The organism is Sorangium sp. So ce302, from assembly GCF_051530145.1.
In the GTDB taxonomy this organism is placed as follows: domain Bacteria; phylum Myxococcota_A; class Polyangia; order Polyangiales; family Polyangiaceae; genus Sorangium; species Sorangium cellulosum_B.
In genome coordinates, this window is record NZ_CP150326.1 from 11,975,800 (window position 1) to 11,991,054 (window position 15,255).

The window sequence follows — 15,255 nt, forward strand, 5'->3', positions numbered from 1 at the left end:
TCAACGTGGAGATACGGGGTTCGCCAGCGTGCCGACGCCGTGGATCGTGATCTCCACGAGATCGCCGGGCTCCAGGGTGAACGAGTCCGGCGGCACGATGCCGGTCCCGGTCATGAGGACGACGCCCGCCGGGAAGCTCAGCTCGCGCGTGAGGTAGGCGACGAGCTCCTCGGGCGAGCGCCGCATGCTCGCGGTCGAGGTCTTCCCCGCGAACACCGCCTCGCCCCGGCGCCGGATCGCGAGCTCGATGGAGAGCGCGCGCAGGTCCAGCCCGGGCTCGTCCGCGAGCGCGATGGCGGGGCCGAGCGCGCAGCAGCCGTCGTAGACCTTCGCCTGCGGCAGGTAGAGGGGGTTGTCGCCCTCGATGGACCGCGACGAGACGTCGTTGCCGGCCGTGTAGCCGACGATGCGGCCCGCCGCGGAGACGACGAGCGAGAGCTCCGGCTCGGGCACGTTCCAGCTCGAGTCGCGGCGGATGCGCACCGGCGCGCCCGGGCCGACGACAAGGCGGGGCGTCGCCTTGAAGAACAGCTCGGGGCGCTCGGCCTCGTACACGCGGTCGTAGAAGTCGCCGCCGCCGGCGCTCTCCTCTTTGCGCGCGGCGCGCGAGCGCTCGTAGGTGACGCCCGCCGCCCAGACTTCCTGCCCGTCGATCGGGGCGAGCAGCGGGACGTCGGGCGGGAGGGGGTGGGCCGCGGCGCGCGCGCGCGCGTCGCGCACCGCGCCGAGGGGATCCGGCAAGGTGAGCCACGAGGCGACGGACGCGAACGCCTCCGGGGATGCCGCCGTGAGGTCGTGGCGCGCTCCCCGCTCGTCCTCGAGCCCGAGCCGAGGACCGCCACCGCTCGCAAACCGAAACAGCTTCATGTCCGCACCTTCCTACAGGGTCGCCCTGTCGATCGCGATGCCAGGGCCGCGCCGCTCTGCGCGTCCACCCACGCACTCTCGATGCAATCCTGGAATCGCGTCAACACTTCTCTGGCCGGCGCTGAGCTTCGCCCTCGTCGGCGCTGCCTACCTGGCGCGGCAGCCCGCCCTGCCAGGAAAGCGGGTCGACGGCGCGCTGGCGTGGTGGGCCTGCCTGCCGTTCGCGCCGTCCGGCCATGGTCGCTCGGCGGCGATCGCGGCAGCCCTGCTGTTGAACCGGGGGCTCGCCGCGAACGCGAGCGAGGCGGAGGCCCAGCTCCGGCTCCGACGGCCCGGGATCCGGCTGAACGCCGCGCAGCGGCGATCTCTGGAGGGAATGCCGACTCGACGTGAGGGAGAGTGACGCTGTTCGCAGGGTCGCCTCGCTCGGGAGAGCCCGGTGCACGCGAAGCGCTGCCGCGACGAAGACTCATGGGACAAGATGCCATGAGCCTTCGTTGTTGATGCAATCTATTTGCATCAGTGGCGGGGCCGAAGTAATGGTGTTGCATCCAGCAGGTCAGGCGATCCGCCGCCGCTGCCGCGGAGCGCGACCTGACGCCGAACGGCGATAAGGAGGGCACCTCATGCGCGATGTCATCAAGCTCGTCTCGTCTGCGGGGACGGGTCACTGCTACTACACGACGAAGAACAAACGGACGATGACGGAGAAGATGCAGATGAAGAAGTACGATCCGATCGCCCGCAAACATGTGGTCTTCACGGAAGGGAAGATCTCGAAGGGAGGAGGCAAGTAGTCGCGACTCCACAGCTCGCGGCCATGCAGCCAGCGTGGCCGCGCCGCGCAGCAGCGCGCCCCGCCGAGGCCGCGTCAGCCGGCCTGCAGGGAGCGTCTCAGGACAGGAGCTGCGCCGGCCCGGCCTCGCGCTCCTGTTCATCCGGCTCACCCGCGTTCTCCCACGCCGGGAAGGGATCTTCGAACCGGCTCCAGGCGGCAGGCCCCGCGGCCATCTCGTCCGGCGTGAGCAAGCAGGCGTCGAGCCCGCGCGTGAGCTCCTCTCGGACCATGTCGACGCCGATAAACACGATCTCCTGCCGCCGGTCGCCCCAGACCGGATGCCACGCGGCGCACGGCCGGTCGTCCTCCGGCCGCTCCTCCTCCGGCAAGGCGGCGTACCAGAGCCCGGCCGCCTCGAACGAGGCGGCGCCACCCGCCTGCGACCAGGCGCCTGTGATGTCCATGCGCGTCGCCAGCCAGAAGAACCCCTTGGAGCGGAGCACTCCATCCCAGGCGGCCGCCCCGTGGAGGAAGGCCCAGAGCCGCTCCGGGTGCATCGGGCGCTCCGCGGAGTAGACGAAGCTCTCGATCCCGTACTCCTCGGTCTCGGGGACGTGCTCTCCGCGCAGCTCCCGCATCCAGCCGGGCGAGCGCGCCGCTTCCTCGAAATCGAAGCGCCCGGTGCCGAGGATCTCCCGAGGATCGACCCGGCCTCGGCAGGCCCTGACGATCCGGGCGCCGGGGTTCAGGTGCAGCAGCATCGCCGTGAGCCGCTCGACCTCGTCAGCGCTCACGAGATCCGTCTTGTTGAGCACGAGCACGTTCGCGAACTCGATCTGCTCGACGAGCAGATCCGCGACCGTGCGCTCGTCGTCGCCGTCCAGCGCGGCCTCGCGCGCGCGCAGGTCGTCGGCGCTCGTCCAGTCGGCGAGGAACCGCTGCGCGTCGACGACGGTGACCAGCGTGTCGAGCCGGGCGACCTCCGAGAGGCTCTTGCCCGTCGCCGGATCGTCGAAGGTGAACGTCTCGGCGACCGGGAGCGGCTCCGAGATGCCGGTCGACTCGATCAGCAGGTAGTCGAAGCGCCCCTCGGCCGCCAGGCGGGCCACCTCGACCAGGAGATCCTCCCGGAGCGTGCAGCAGATGCAGCCGTTCGACATCTCGACGAGCCGCTCCTCCACGCGGCGCAGCGCCGCGCCCCCGCCCCGCACGAGCGCGGCGTCGACGTTGACCTCGCTCATGTCGTTGACGATCACCGCGACGCGCAGCGAATCGCGGTTCGCGAGGACATGGTTCAGCAGCGTGGTCTTGCCGGCGCCCAGGAAGCCGGACAGCACGGTCACAGGAAGCTTTTGCGTCACGTCGAGATCCTCTCTCGCCAGCGCCGGCGCGCTCCAGCGCGGGCGGGTGCGCGTGCCGCGCGCGCGGCGTGGGGTGAACAAGGCGAACCCGCGGCCACGGCGCGATCGGCCGGGCCCCGGTCTGGCGTGCGCTCGCTTTAAAGCAACTTGATTGCATTTACAATAAAATATCTTTTGTGGCCGAGTGCACGCCGGACACCTCACGCGCGGGCCGACCCGCGCGCCGAGACCGACCCGATCGCCGCGCCCAGCGCGGGCCGCCGCGCCGCCTGGTCGCTCGCCTCGACGGGCGCCGGCTCGGCGCTACGGTAGCCGCGTGGCCGCGACAGGCTCCCCGACGGCCCAGCGCGCCGCCCCCGCGGCGCGGGAGTGGGCCGTGCTGGCGGGGCAGGTCTGGCGGCTCGCCTGGCCCGCGATCACGCACATGCTGCTCCTGACGCTGGTCTTCCTCGTCGGGCGCGGCATGGTCGGTCGCTACTCCACGACCGCGCTCGCCTCGATGCAGATCTGCGGGACGCTCACGTGGACCATCGTCTCCGTCTTCAGCGCCACCTCCGCCGGCACGCTCGCGGTCGTCGCGCGCAGCGTGGGCGGCGGCGATCGCGCCGCGGCCGCCGCCGCCGCGCGCGCCTCGCTCCTCTTCGCCCTCGCCCTCGGGGCGGCGATCGCGCTGCCGCTGCTCGTCGCCTGCGGCCCGCTGCTCCGCGCGCTCTTCCCGCACGCCGGCGGGGCGGTCATCGAGCAGGCGGCCGCGTACCTCGGGATCGTGCTGCCGGCGCTCCCGTTCGCGTTCGTCGAGGCCACCGCCGCGGCGGCGCTGCAGGGCGTCGGCGACACGAGGACGCCGCTCGCCGTGGCCACCCTCGGCAACCTCGTCAACGTGGCGATCAGCGCCGTCCTGATCTTCGGCCACCTCGGGCTGCCCGCGCTCGGCGTGCGCGGCGCGGCCGTCGGCGTCGCGTGCACCATGGCGACCGAGGCGCTGCTGCTCACCGCGGCGCTCCTGTCGCGATCGAGCCCGCTGCCCCTCCGGTCAGCGCCGGGCGCCGCCCCGCAGGCGAGCGCCGCGGCGCTCACGCGGGTCCTCCGGGTCGCGCTGCCGGCGTTCGCCGAGCGCTCCGCCTACCACGCCGGCTACATGGGGTTCGTGGCGATCATCGGGCTGCTCGGCGCCACAGCGATGGCCGCGAACCAGGCGCTCATCGCCGTCGAGTCGGTCTGCTTCCTCTCCGCCGAAGGGTTCGGCATCGCCGCCGGGGCGCTCATGGCGCAGCGCCTCGGCGCGCGCAGCCCCCGCGACGCGGCGCGCGTGGGGCTCGTCGCGGCCCTCATGGCCATCGTCGCCCTCTCCGCGTTCGGCGTCCTGTTCGCGCTCGTTCCGCGCCCGCTCCTGCTCGCGTTCTCCAGCGATCCCGCGCTCCTCGCGCTCGGAGAGCGCGCGCTCCCCGTGGCCGCCGTGGCGCAGCCGTTCATGGCGTTCGCCACGGTCATGGGGATGGGGCTCCGCGGCGCCGGCGACACCCGGACCGTGCTCGCCGTCACGCTGGTCTGCTCGCTGCTCGTCCGGCTCGGCGGGACATGGCTGTTCGCGGTGACCCTCGGCCACGGGCTCGTCGGCGTCTGGATGGGGAGCACCGCCGACTGGATCTGCCGCAGCGCGCTCCTCGCCGTCGCCTTCGCGCGCGGCCGCTGGAAGTCCCTCGCCGTCTGACCCGCGCCCGGGCGCCGCCCCGCGCCCCCGCGGCTCAGGCCCGCTTCCGCCTGTCCGGGCGCAGCACGCCGAGGAGGATCACGTCGATGACGTGAGCGAGCTGGGCCTCGTCCACGACCGTGCGGTCCGCCAGCATCCGGTGCCGGAGATAGGCCGCGAGCAGCTCGCATGGCAGCAGCGGATCCGCGCTCGGCGCGAGCTCGCCGCGCGCGACCGCGGCCTCGATGATGGCCCGGAGCCCCGCCTCCTGGACCGCGCGCAGCGAGCGGGCGATGGTGATGAGCTCCGAGTCGGGCCCCTCCGACAGGAACACGTGAAAGAGGCTCTGCCCCACCGGCGACGTCTGGATCTCGATGATCGCGCGCCCGAGCGCGACGAGATCTCCACGGAGCGAGCCCGTGTTCGGCGGGATGATCTTCTCGTCCGTGACCGACAGGAGCGCGGCCCGCACGAGGTCCTCCTTCGTCGGCCAGCGCCGGTAGACGGTGGTCTTGTTGACCCCCGCGCGCGTCGCCACGTCCTCGATCCGGAGCGCGCGATACCCCGCGCTGGCGAGCTCCTCCAGCGTGGCGGCGAGGATGCCCCGCACGACAGGCTCGCCGCGCACGAGCGCGCGCGCCTTCGCGGAGCCCCGCTTCGCCGTGCGCTTCGCCGTCGTCGCCTGCATCGGCCGCCATTGAAGTTCCGCCGCGCGGCACACGCCAGCCCAATTTCACGGCGTGGCCGGCTATCGCACCTTTTCGTTGCGATCATCGCAACCGGTGGTTGCGGTCGGCTTCGGCCGTGTTATACCCATCGCAACTGTCGGTTGCGATCGCCTGGGCGCCGGCGCGCCCGGGCGGCAAGGCCGGAGGCTGGGCGACGGGGGAACGAGCGGACGGCGCAGCGCACCGGCGCGTGCGCCGGCGCGCGCGGCGCCGTGTTCCGCCGAGGCCGCGCTCCGCCCGCATCAGGCCGCTCCGCGACCGACGCTGCCCCGAGGGACCCTTGAGCCACACCACGACGAAAGGCCGCGCCCGAAGCCTCCTCCTGCTCCTCGCGCTCGCCGCCGCAGCGGCGGGCTGCGGGACCAGGGCCAGCGCCTCCACCGCCGCCGAGACGAACGGGCCCAAGGCCCGCGTCGAGACAGCGGAGGTGCGCGAGCAGCCCATGCCGCGCAGCATCGCGCTCACCGGCACGCTGCGCGGGGATCGGGAGACCGATCTCGCCGCCAACGCGGTCGGCCGCGTGGTGGAGACGTTCGTCGAGCGCGGCGCCGAGGTGAAGAAGGGCGACCTGCTCGCGCGCCTCGACGTCCGCGCCGCCGCGCTCTCCGCCGCGGAGGCGCAGGCGAACGCCGCGCTGACGCGCGCCCAGGAAGAGACGGCGAAGCGCGAGTGCGAGCGCTACAGGGCGCTGCTCGAGAGCGGCGCGATCTCCGGCGTCGAGCACGACCGAATCGCCGACCAGTGCCGGAGCGCCCCGCTCTCGGTCGCGGCCGCCTCCGCCCGCGCCCGCGCCGCCGCGCAGAGCGTCGGCGACGGCCAGATCCGCGCGCCGTTCGACGGGGTGGTCGCCGAGCGCTTCGTCGACGTCGGCGAGTACGTCCGCCAGGACTCCCGGGTCGTCGCGCTCGTCTCGAAGGGCGCGCCGCGCCTCCGGTTCACCGTGCCCGAGGCGAGCCTCGCGGCCGTCAAGGCCGGCGGCGCGCTGACGTTCACCGTGCCGGCGTACCCGGGGCGGTCGTTCGCGGGCACGGTGCGCTGGGTAGGCGCCGCGGTCCGCGAGACCACGCGCGATCTCGTCGCCGAGGCCGAGGTGCAGGACCCCGACGGCGCGCTGCGGCCGGGCATGTTCGCGTCCGTCGCGCTCGCCACGGCCGAAGCGCCTGGCCCGGTGGTGCCGAGATCCGCCATCGTCCCGCGGGACGGGCGCGCGCACCTGTTCGCCGTCGTCGACCACAGGCTCGAGGAGCGCGTCGTGCAGACCGGCGTGGAGAAGGGCGACGCCGTGGCCGTCCTCCGCGGCGTCCGCGCAGGGGAAGCGATCGTCATCAACCCGTCCGAGGCGCTCCAGAACGGCCAAGCCGTGGAGTGAGGTCGTCATGCAGTGGCTCGCTCGCGTCTGCGTCAAGAGGCCCGTCTTCGCGTCGGTCCTCATGCTCGTCATCGTGGTCCTCGGCGTTGCCGGCTACACCCGGCTCGGCCTCGACCAGTTCCCCGACATCGACGTCCCGTACGTCGTCGTCACGACGCGCCTCGACGGCGCCGCGCCCGAGGAGGTCGAGGCCGAGATCTCCGACCGGATCGAGGGCGCGGTGAACACCATCAGCGGCATCGAGGACCTGCGCTCGACGTCGACCCAGGGCGTGAGCCAGGTCGTCGTCGGCTTCGTGCTGGAGAAGGACGCCGACGTCGCGGCCCAGGAGGTGCGCGACAAGATAAGCGTCGTCCTGCCCAGCCTGCCCAAGGGCGTCGATCCGCCGATCGTGAGCAGGATCGACCTTGGCGCGGCCCCGGTGCTGCTCGTCTCCGTCGCGTCCGATCAGCCGATCCGCGAGCTCAGCGAGATCGTCGACAAGCGGGTACGCCGGCAGATCGAGAGCATCTCCGGCGTCGGCCAGGTCAGCCTGATCGGCGCGCAGAGCCGGCAGATCAACGTCTGGCTCGACCCGATCGCCCTGCGGGCGCAGGGGATCACCGCGGCCGAGGTGCAGCGGGCGATCGCGGCGCAGAACCTGATGACGCCGGGCGGCAGCGTCGAGACCGGCCCCGAGGACCTCACGCTCCGCGTGATGGGGCGCGTCGAGTCGCCCGAGGCCCTCGGGCGCATCGTCCTCCGGGAGCAGGACGGCCACGCCGTGCGCCTCTCGGACGTCGCCCGCGTCGAGGACGGCCGCGCGGAGGAGAAGACCTGGGCCCAGCTCGACGAGCGGCGCACCGTCCTCCTGTCGGTGGTCAAGCAGTCGGGCCAGAACACCGTTGCCGTCGTCGACGCCGTGAAGGCGCGCCTCGACGAGGTGCAGCGCTCGCTGCCCGAGGGGACGAAGATCGAGGTCGTGCGCGACGGCTCGCGCGTGATCCGCACGGGCATCGCCGCCGTGAAGGAGCACCTCGTGCTCGGCGCCCTCCTCGCCGCGGCGGTGGTGCTCCTCTTCCTGGGCAACGCCCGCAGCACGCTCATCGCGGCCCTCGCGATCCCGATCTCGGTCGTCGGCACGTTCGCGGTGATGTGGATCGCCGGCTTCACGCTGAATTTTCTCACGCTGCTCGCGCTCGCGCTCGCCGTGGGCATCGTCATCGACGACGCCATCGTCGTGCTCGAGAACATCGTCCGGTACATCGACGAGAAGGGCATGAAGCCGTTCCCGGCCGCCGTGCTCGCGACGAAGGAGATCGGCCTCGCGGTGCTGGCGACCACGCTGTCGCTCATGGCGGTCTTCATCCCTGTCGCGTTCATGCCCGGGATCGTGGGGCGCTTCCTCAAGAGCTTCGGCCTCACGATGGCGTTCGCGATCGGGGTCTCGCTGATCGTCAGCTTCTCCCTCACGCCCTCGCTCGCCGCGCGGTGGCTCTCGGGGCACGCGCATGGCGGGCGGCACGGCGCCCCCGCGAAGCCGTCGGTCCTCGAGCGCGCCGTCGACGTTTTCTACCGGCCCATCGAGCGCGCCTACATGGCCGCGCTCTCGTGGGTCATGAAGCGCCGCTGGGTGATCGTCGTCGCCTCGGCGGTCGCGCTCGGCTCGTGCGCGCCCATCGCGAAGACGCTGCCCGCCGGCTTCCTCCCCGAGGACGATCAGGCGCAGTTCGAGATCAACATGCGCGCGCCCGAGGGGACGAGCCTCACCTCGACCCGCCTCATCGCCGAGCGGATCGCCGGCGACGTGCGCCGGCTGCCGGGCGTCACCCGGACGCTCCTGACCGTGGGGGAGGGCGAGCAGCAGGCCGCGAACGTCGCGAAGGTCTACGTGATGCTCGTCGACCCCGAGCAGCGCGCGCTCGGGCAGCTCGCGATCATGCAGCGGGTGCGCGAGGAGATCCTGGCGAAGCTGCCGAAGGAGCTGCGCGTCACGGCCGGCGAGGTGCAGGCGATCTCGTCCGGCGGCCAGTCCTCGGCCAGGATCCAGGTGGCGATCCAGGGGCCGGATCTCGACCGGCTGGGCGAGTACGCGGCGCGCATCACCGAGGAGCTGCGGAAGGTCCCCGGCGCCGTGGACGTCGACAACAGCCTCGTCGTGGGCAAGCCCGAGCTCCGCGCGACCATCGACCGCGACCGCGCCGCGGATCTCGGCGTCCAGGTGGCCGACGTGGCCGGCGCGCTCCAGCTCTTCGTCGGCGGGCTCAAGGTGTCGACGTACTCGGAGGCCGGCGAGCAGTACGACGTCCGCGTGCGCGCCGACGCGAAGCACCGCGCCGACGCCGAGAGCCTCGCGTTCCTCACGGTGCCGTCGTCCAAGCACGGCGCCGTCCCGCTCCACAGCGTGGTCACGATGGAGCCCGACAGCGGCCCCTCGTCGATCGGCCGCCTCGGCCGGCGCCGGCAGATCACGATCAGCGCGAACGCCGCCCCCGGCGTCGGCGACTCGGCGGTGCAGGCGGCGCTCGACAGGATCATCGCCGAGCAGCGGATGCCGGCGGGCTACTCCGCGCAGCCGGTGGGCAGCTCCAAGAACACGGCGAGCACGGCGGCGAGCTTCGTCGTCGTCATCGGGCTCGCGTTCGTGTTCATGTACCTCATCCTCGCGGCGCAGTTCGAGTCGTGGCTCCACCCGATCACGATCCTGCTCTCGCTGCCGCTCACGGTGCCCTTCGCGCTGCTCTCGCTCAAGCTCTTCGGCCAGTCGCTGAACCTCTTCTCCGGGCTCGGGCTGCTCGTCCTCTTCGGCGTGGTGAAGAAGAACGCGATCCTCCAGATCGATCACACGAACCACCTGCGCGCGGAGGGGATGCCGCGGCTCCAGGCGATCCTGCAGGCGAACAAGGACCGGCTCCGCCCGATCCTCATGACGACGATCGCCTTCGTGGCCGGCATGATCCCGCTCGTGCTCTCGCACGGGGTCGGCTCGGGCCAGAACCGGACGACGGGGGCCATCGTGCTCGGCGGCCAGTCGCTCTCCCTGGTCCTCACGCTGCTCGCGGTGCCGGTGGCGTACTCGCTCTTCGACGACGCGGCCGAGTGGCTCCGCCGCCGCCGGCGCAGGGCGGCGGAGGACAAGGGCGAGGCCGAGCTGGACGCGCTGCTCGGCGGGCCGGAAGCGAGCGCGCCGGCGGGCGGCGAGTGATGGGCTAGGAGCGCAGGGGCGCAGGCGCGCCGCGCTGCCGAGGCCGTCACGGCCGGCGCGCGGCGCGCGATCGGCCGCCTCAGAGGATCGGATCGATGCGGTAGACCCGGCTCGTCAGCGTGTCGACGAGGTAGAGCTTGCCGTCCGGCCCGAAGGTGATCCCCGCGAGCGAGCCCGCGGGCAGGCCCGTGTCCAGGGTGCGGACCACCTGCCCCGCCGTGTCGAAGGCGTAGATCCTGCTGGTCGCGTGATCCGTGACGTAGACGAGGCCCTCGTGGACCTCGAGGCCGCTCGGGGCCTCGAGCGTCCCCGGGGGGACGAACTCGATGAGCGTGGCGCCGTCCATGTGCCTGCGCACCTTGACCGGCTCTTGCCCGTCGAAGCTCGCGCCGGGCACGCCGCTCGTCGGATCCAGCTTGAGCAGCCGCTTGTGGCCGGTGTCGGCGACGTAGAGGCGCTCTTCCTTGGCGCTGTAGAAGATATGGCTCGACGTGGCCTCGACCCCGAGCACCTCGCCGGCGGCATAGCGGTAGATCTCGCCGTCGGAGTGGTCGTCGTGGCCGGGGCCGTGATCGTGGGCGAAGTCGTACCGGTCGAGCGCCTTGTCGTTGCCGTTGAAGACCCAGTAGACGTTGGCCTGCTCGTGCGCGATGCCCTTGCAGAAGGAGCTCGAGTGGAGCATGTCGAGGTGCGACCCGAGGCCGTCGGGCGTCTCCGTGGCGAAGATCGAGAGATCCGAGGAGAAGAGCGACGGGCCCATGAAGTAGTTGCCGCCGTTGTCGTTGTCGCCGCAGACCCCGAACGTGCCTGGGTGGCCGAAGGCGATCGCGGGCGGCTGGTCCATGAAGTGCGCCGCGGCGGGGTCGCGGAGGCGGACCCACGAGCCGTCCGGCGCGCCGGGCTTCGTGATGATGATCATGCTGTCGTCCTTGCGGTTGACGACCCAGAGCTCCTCGGGCCGCTCCGGGTTGAAGGCGAGGTCGGTCGGCTCGCGCTGCCGGTTCGGCTCGAAGACGGACACGAGCGCGACCGAGGACGGACTGCCATCCTTCACGCCGATCGGAGATCCCGGCGGCAGCTCGACGCACGCGCCGAGCGCCTGGTCGCACAGCGGCGTGTCGGGCGTGGCGGCGCACTCCGGCGATGCACTGCAGCGCGGCGTGGACGCCAGCGGGGCGTCGGCATCGGCCCCTGAGCACGCCGGCAGGAGCCCCACGCTGGCCAGGACGAGCACCCTCTGAAGCGTCATTCAAGCCTCCCGGTGAAGAGGAGGACATTCTGACCCGACCGGTCACGCCGGCCATCGCTTTGTGCCGTGGCGCGGTGGCGGAGGGCGGCCCTCGTGGGTAGCCTGGTGCGTCATGAGCGAGCGCGAGCCAGAGCGAAGCCCGGAGGGCGCGGAGCAGGCGAGGGGAGGCGCCGAGGACGCGCGGGCGGCGGGGGCGGTCGCGGCTCTCGTCGAGAGTCACCGCGAGTTTCTGCGCTTCCTGGAACGGAAGGTGGGCAATCGCGCCATCGCCGAGGACATCCTGCAGGACGCCTTCGTGCGGGGCATAGGGCGCATCGACAGCCTGCGCGACGAGGAGTCGGCCACGGCGTGGTTCTATCGGACCCTCCGGAACGCCGTGGTCGACCATTTCCGGCGGAAGGGCGCGTCGGAGCGGGCGATGGCCGCGCTGGCCGCCGAGCTCGACGAGGTGGCCGAGCCCGAGGTGGAGCGCCGCGCCGTCTGCCAGTGCGTCCGGGCGCTGGCCGGCACGCTGAAGCCCGAGTACGCCGCCGCGATCCAGCGCGTGGAGGTCGACGGCCTCTCGGTGCAGGCGTTCGCCGAGGAGGCGTCGATCACCGCGAACAACGCGGCGGTGCGCCTCTTCCGCGCGCGCGAGGCCCTCCGCAAGCAGGTGACCGCGATGTGCGGGAGCTGCGCGGAGCACGGGTGCCTCGACTGCACGTGCAGCCCGATGCCCGCGCCGCAGGCGTTGGGCGAGCCCGAGCCGAAGCGAGGCTGCGGGCACGGGCACGGCGGAGCGGGCTGATCGTTTACGGGTTACGGGTTACGGAGCGGGGGAGGGGAGCGGCCCGCATGGCGATCGTCGTCCACGTGTTCTCCTCCGCGAGGTGTTCCCCATGATCGAGGTGCTGGCGCCGCGGCCGTTCGACGGATGGACGGGTCCGAAGCTGTTCCTCGCCGGATCCATCGACAACGGCCAGGCCGAGCTGTGGCAGGCGAGCGTCGCAGAGGAGCTCGCGGATCTCGACGTGGTGATCCTCAACCCGAGGCGGGAGCGGTGGGAGCCGGGCTGGGCGCAGAGCCTCGAGAACCCGAGCTTCGTGGAGCAGGTGCAATGGGAGCTCCGCGGGCTCGAGGAGGCGGACGTCGTCTTGATGTACTTCGCGCCGGGCTCGAAGGCGCCGATCAGCTTGCTGGAGCTCGGCCTGTTCGGGCGCTCCGGGAAGATGCATGTCGTCTGTCCGGAGGGGTTCTGGCGCAAGGGCAACGTGGATGTCGTGTGCGAGCGGTACGCGATCCCGCGCTACGCGAGCTTGTCCGAGGGGCTGCGCGCGGTGCGCGGCGCGCTCGTGCGCAGCAGCGGCGAGCAACTCGGTAACCGCTGCGTGAGCACCACCCATCGTCGGTAGCGTCTCGAAGCCGTCGAGGGCCCGATTTCGCTCGTGTACGCGCGAGCCCTCCCGTGGAGCCCACGTGCCCTGACCGTCGGAGCACACGCAGGGCACTCGGCGTGACGAATCCGAGGAGCAGCCCGGAATTCATGAATGGGAGATGGCTGCTCGGCTCCTGCGGGTCCTACCGCATGAGCCTGGCGCTCCACGCAAATCCTGCATGATTGCAACCACTCGTGAGACGATCTGATGCCCTCAGTGACCCATGAAGCCCTGGTGGAGCTGTTCAAGAACCGACCGACGCTGGCCGCCGAGATGCTGCACGACGCGCTCGGCCATCCGGTCCCGACCTTCACGGAGGCACGCGTCGAGTCCTCCGATTTCACCGAGATCGTGCCCTCCGACCGCCGGGCGGATGTCGTCGTCGTGCTGCTGGTCGGCGAGCAGCAGCAGCCCGCGATGGCCATCGTGGTCGAGGTCCAGCTCGGGGTGGACCCGGACAAGCCTTACGTCTGGCCCGTGTACGTCACCCAGACGCGCGCCCGGCATCGCTGCCCAACCGGGCTGCTGGTCGTGACCATCAACGCAGAGATGGCGCGGTGGTGCTCGCGGCCGATCGACACCGGCCACCCTGGCTGGACGCTGACGCCGCTGGTGCTTGGGCCCCAGGGCGTCCCGGTCGTCACCGACGCCGAGCAAGCGAAGGCGGCGCCCGAGGTGGCCGTGCTCTCGGCGATGGCGCACGGACAGAGCGAGGCGGCGGAGGCGATCGGCTTGGCTTTCTTGGCAGCGGCGGACGAGCTCGATGAGGAGCGCCGAGCCGTGTACGGGGACCTGGTGCTATCCTCGCTGAACGCAGCGGCGAGGCGGAGGTTGGAGGCGATGATGAAGGCCGGATACCAGTTTCAGAGCGAATTCGCGCGCAGCTACGTGGCGAAGGGGCGAGAGGAAGGGATGCGGGAGGGCACCCTGAGGACCAAGGCGCACGACGTGCTCGCCTTCCTCGAGGCCCGCGGGCTCGAGGTCCCCGTCGAGGTGCGAGAGCGTGTCCTCGCGAGCACCGACCTCGACGAGCTGGACCGCTGGATCCGCCGCGCCGCCGTCGTCAGCGACGCCTGGGAGCTGCTCGCCACGACCGGCTCCTGAACACGGCGCCTCCGTGTCCCCGAGATCCCTCCTCCCGAACGACAGCTACAGAGAAGCCGCCGCCAGCGCCTGACCGAAGATCCTCGCCGCCTCGTCGATCTGCGCCGCCGTGATGATGAGCGGCGGCAGAAAGCGCACCACGCTGCTGTGGCGGCCGCCGAGCTCCACGATCATCCCCCGCCGCAGGCACTCGCGCTGCACGCGCCCGGCGAGGTCGCGGTGGGCAGGGCGCGCCCCGAGCGCGTCGGGCGCGGCCGCCGCGTCCACGAGCTCCACGCCGACCATCAGGCCGCGCCCGCGCACGTCGCCGATGCACGCGTGCTCCCTGGCGAGCGCGGTGAGCTGCGCCATGAGCCGCGCGCCGAGCTCCGCGGCCGCCGCGTCCAGGCGCTCCGCGCGCAGCACCGACAGCGTGACCGAGCCCGCCGCCATCGCGAGCTGGTTGCCGCGGAACGTGCCGGCGTGGGCGCCCGGACGCCAGGTGTCGAAGCGCTCGTGATACACCACCACCGAGAGCGGCAGTCCGCCGCCCAGCGCCTTCGACAGGACCAGCACGTCCGGCTCGATGCCGGCGTGCTCGAACGCGAACATGCGCCCGGTGCGGCCAAAGCCCGTCTGCACCTCGTCGAGGATCAGCGGGATATCATGGCGCGTCGCCAGCTCCCGCAGCCCCTTCAGCCAGGCCACCGGCGCCGGGATCATGCCCCCCTCGCCCTGCACCGCCTCGATGATGATGGCAGCGGGCTTGGGCACGCCGCCCTCCGGATCGGACAGCAGGTTGTCGATGTACGCGAGCGAGGCCGCGATGCCGGCGGCGCCGCCGAGACCGAACGGGCAGCGGTACTCGTACGGATACGGCAGGAACTGCACGCCTTGCAGGCTGGAGCCGAGCGCCGCCTTGGGCCCGAGGTTGCCCATCAGGGTGAGCGCGCCCTGCGTCATGCCGTGGTACGCGCCCTGAAAGGCCAGCACCGTGCCGCGCCCGGTCGCGAGCTTGACCAGCTTCAGCGCGGCTTCGACGGCGTCCGCCCCCGTGGGGCCGCAGAACTGGACGCGCGCATGGCGGGCAAAGGTCGCCGGCAACACGCCGAGCACGTCCTGCGTGAAGCGATCCTTGACAGGCGTGGTGAGGTCGAGCGTGTGGAGCGGTAGACCGGAGTGCAGCGTCCGCACCAGGACGTCGGTGACCGCCGGGTGGTTGTGCCCTAGCGCCAGGGTGCCGGCCCCGGCCAGACAATCGAGGAACACGCGCCCCTCGACGTCTTCCACATACACGCCCTGCGCGCGCGAGAGCGCCAGCGGCAGCCGCCGCGGGTACGATCGGGCGTTCGACTCGCGCTGCCGCTGCCGCTCGAGCAAGGGGTGATCCCCGAGCTCGTACAGCGCGCGCCGCCGGTGGCGCTCGCCGAGCTCCGCGGCGAGGCCCGCGTGAAGGGGCGATCTGGAGACCGCCGGCACCGGGTCCGACACAGGCAAACTGGAAGCTGCAGACAGACTCATGGGGTACTCC

General features: G+C 72.1%; 13 protein-coding genes. 8 read left to right on the forward strand and 5 right to left on the reverse strand.

What is annotated here, in order from left to right; all coding sequences use genetic code 11:
- Entirely contained in the window at positions 1-867 is an 867-nt protein-coding gene (locus WME73_RS45385; RefSeq protein WP_437913617.1) for a fumarylacetoacetate hydrolase family protein, read from the reverse strand.
- Between WME73_RS45385 and WME73_RS45390 the strand changes: the two genes are divergently transcribed.
- Both WME73_RS45390 and rpmG read left to right on the forward strand, forming a co-directional pair.
- On the forward strand, positions 866-1,270 hold the full coding sequence (locus WME73_RS45390) for a hypothetical protein (protein ID WP_437913618.1): 405 nt from the start codon (positions 866-868) through the stop codon (positions 1,268-1,270). The two genes, WME73_RS45385 and WME73_RS45390, sit on opposite strands and share 2 nt — an antisense overlap.
- 223 nt (positions 1,271-1,493) lie before the next feature.
- Positions 1,494-1,664 carry a 50S ribosomal protein L33 gene (gene rpmG / locus WME73_RS45395; RefSeq protein WP_437742503.1) on the forward strand — a complete coding sequence of 57 codons (171 nt, stop codon included), beginning with the start codon at positions 1,494-1,496 and terminating at the stop codon, positions 1,662-1,664.
- A gap of 97 nt (positions 1,665-1,761) precedes the next feature.
- Here rpmG and zigA read toward each other — a convergent pair whose 3' ends face one another.
- On the reverse strand, positions 1,762-3,006 hold the full coding sequence (gene zigA / locus WME73_RS45400) for a zinc metallochaperone GTPase ZigA (protein WP_437913619.1): 1,245 nt from the start codon (positions 3,004-3,006) through the stop codon (positions 1,762-1,764).
- A 316-nt stretch (positions 3,007-3,322) separates the two neighbouring features.
- Here zigA and WME73_RS45405 point away from each other — a divergent pair, with 316 nt between their 5' ends.
- Positions 3,323-4,717: an MATE family efflux transporter gene (locus WME73_RS45405; RefSeq protein WP_437913620.1), complete on the forward strand. Its 1,395-nt coding sequence runs from the start codon at positions 3,323-3,325 to the stop codon at positions 4,715-4,717.
- A gap of 34 nt (positions 4,718-4,751) precedes the next feature.
- Here WME73_RS45405 and WME73_RS45410 read toward each other — a convergent pair whose 3' ends face one another.
- The gene (locus tag WME73_RS45410) at positions 4,752-5,384 is read right to left on the reverse strand and encodes a TetR/AcrR family transcriptional regulator (protein WP_437742515.1); all 633 of its coding nucleotides are present in this window, start codon (positions 5,382-5,384) and stop codon (positions 4,752-4,754) included.
- Between the two features lie 320 nt (positions 5,385-5,704).
- Between WME73_RS45410 and WME73_RS45415 the strand changes: the two genes are divergently transcribed.
- Together WME73_RS45415 and WME73_RS45420 are read left to right on the forward strand one after the other, a co-directional pair.
- Positions 5,705-6,793 (forward strand): efflux RND transporter periplasmic adaptor subunit, encoded by a 1,089-nt coding sequence (locus WME73_RS45415; RefSeq protein ID WP_437913621.1) that lies wholly within the window; start codon positions 5,705-5,707, stop codon positions 6,791-6,793.
- A gap of 7 nt (positions 6,794-6,800) precedes the next feature.
- Positions 6,801-9,977 carry an efflux RND transporter permease subunit gene (locus tag WME73_RS45420; RefSeq protein WP_437913622.1) on the forward strand — a complete coding sequence of 1,059 codons (3,177 nt, stop codon included), beginning with the start codon at positions 6,801-6,803 and terminating at the stop codon, positions 9,975-9,977.
- 79 nt (positions 9,978-10,056) lie between these two features.
- Here WME73_RS45420 and WME73_RS45425 read toward each other — a convergent pair whose 3' ends face one another.
- Positions 10,057-11,226, reverse strand: coding sequence for a hypothetical protein (locus WME73_RS45425; protein WP_437913623.1), 1,170 nt, complete (start codon positions 11,224-11,226; stop codon positions 10,057-10,059).
- A 112-nt stretch (positions 11,227-11,338) separates the two neighbouring features.
- On the opposite strand from WME73_RS45425, the gene WME73_RS45430 reads away from it, so the two are divergent.
- The 3 genes from WME73_RS45430 (at position 11,339) to WME73_RS45440 (ending at position 13,745) form a co-directional block, all read left to right on the forward strand.
- The gene (locus WME73_RS45430; protein WP_437913624.1) at positions 11,339-12,013 is read left to right on the forward strand and encodes an RNA polymerase sigma factor; all 675 of its coding nucleotides are present in this window, start codon (positions 11,339-11,341) and stop codon (positions 12,011-12,013) included.
- 91 nt (positions 12,014-12,104) lie between these two features.
- The gene (locus tag WME73_RS45435) at positions 12,105-12,617 is read left to right on the forward strand and encodes a nucleoside 2-deoxyribosyltransferase domain-containing protein (protein WP_437913625.1); all 513 of its coding nucleotides are present in this window, start codon (positions 12,105-12,107) and stop codon (positions 12,615-12,617) included.
- A gap of 231 nt (positions 12,618-12,848) precedes the next feature.
- Positions 12,849-13,745, forward strand: a complete 897-nt coding sequence (locus tag WME73_RS45440; RefSeq protein ID WP_437742521.1) for a hypothetical protein — start codon at positions 12,849-12,851, stop codon at positions 13,743-13,745.
- A 45-nt stretch (positions 13,746-13,790) separates the two neighbouring features.
- On the opposite strand, the gene WME73_RS45445 is transcribed toward WME73_RS45440, so the two are convergent.
- The gene (locus WME73_RS45445; protein WP_437913626.1) at positions 13,791-15,245 is read right to left on the reverse strand and encodes a diaminobutyrate--2-oxoglutarate transaminase; all 1,455 of its coding nucleotides are present in this window, start codon (positions 15,243-15,245) and stop codon (positions 13,791-13,793) included.
- Between the last annotated feature and the right edge of the window lie 10 nt (positions 15,246-15,255).

What these genes read in the sequence shown, in the direction of transcription:
- WME73_RS45390 (WP_437913618.1), top strand. Translation starts at nt 866, where the DNA reads ATGTCCGCACCTTCCTACAGGGTCGCCCTGTCGATCGCGATGCCAGGG.
- WME73_RS45385 (WP_437913617.1), bottom strand. Translation starts at nt 867, where the DNA reads ATGAAGCTGTTTCGGTTTGCGAGCGGTGGCGGTCCTCGGCTCGGGCTC.
- rpmG (WP_437742503.1), top strand. Translation starts at nt 1,494, where the DNA reads ATGCGCGATGTCATCAAGCTCGTCTCGTCTGCGGGGACGGGTCACTGC.
- WME73_RS45410 (WP_437742515.1), bottom strand. Translation starts at nt 5,384, where the DNA reads ATGCAGGCGACGACGGCGAAGCGCACGGCGAAGCGGGGCTCCGCGAAG.
- WME73_RS45420 (WP_437913622.1), top strand. Translation starts at nt 6,801, where the DNA reads ATGCAGTGGCTCGCTCGCGTCTGCGTCAAGAGGCCCGTCTTCGCGTCG.
- WME73_RS45425 (WP_437913623.1), bottom strand. Translation starts at nt 11,226, where the DNA reads ATGACGCTTCAGAGGGTGCTCGTCCTGGCCAGCGTGGGGCTCCTGCCG.
- WME73_RS45430 (WP_437913624.1), top strand. Translation starts at nt 11,339, where the DNA reads ATGAGCGAGCGCGAGCCAGAGCGAAGCCCGGAGGGCGCGGAGCAGGCG.
- WME73_RS45435 (WP_437913625.1), top strand. Translation starts at nt 12,105, where the DNA reads ATGATCGAGGTGCTGGCGCCGCGGCCGTTCGACGGATGGACGGGTCCG.
- WME73_RS45440 (WP_437742521.1), top strand. Translation starts at nt 12,849, where the DNA reads ATGCCCTCAGTGACCCATGAAGCCCTGGTGGAGCTGTTCAAGAACCGA.
- WME73_RS45445 (WP_437913626.1), bottom strand. Translation starts at nt 15,245, where the DNA reads ATGAGTCTGTCTGCAGCTTCCAGTTTGCCTGTGTCGGACCCGGTGCCG.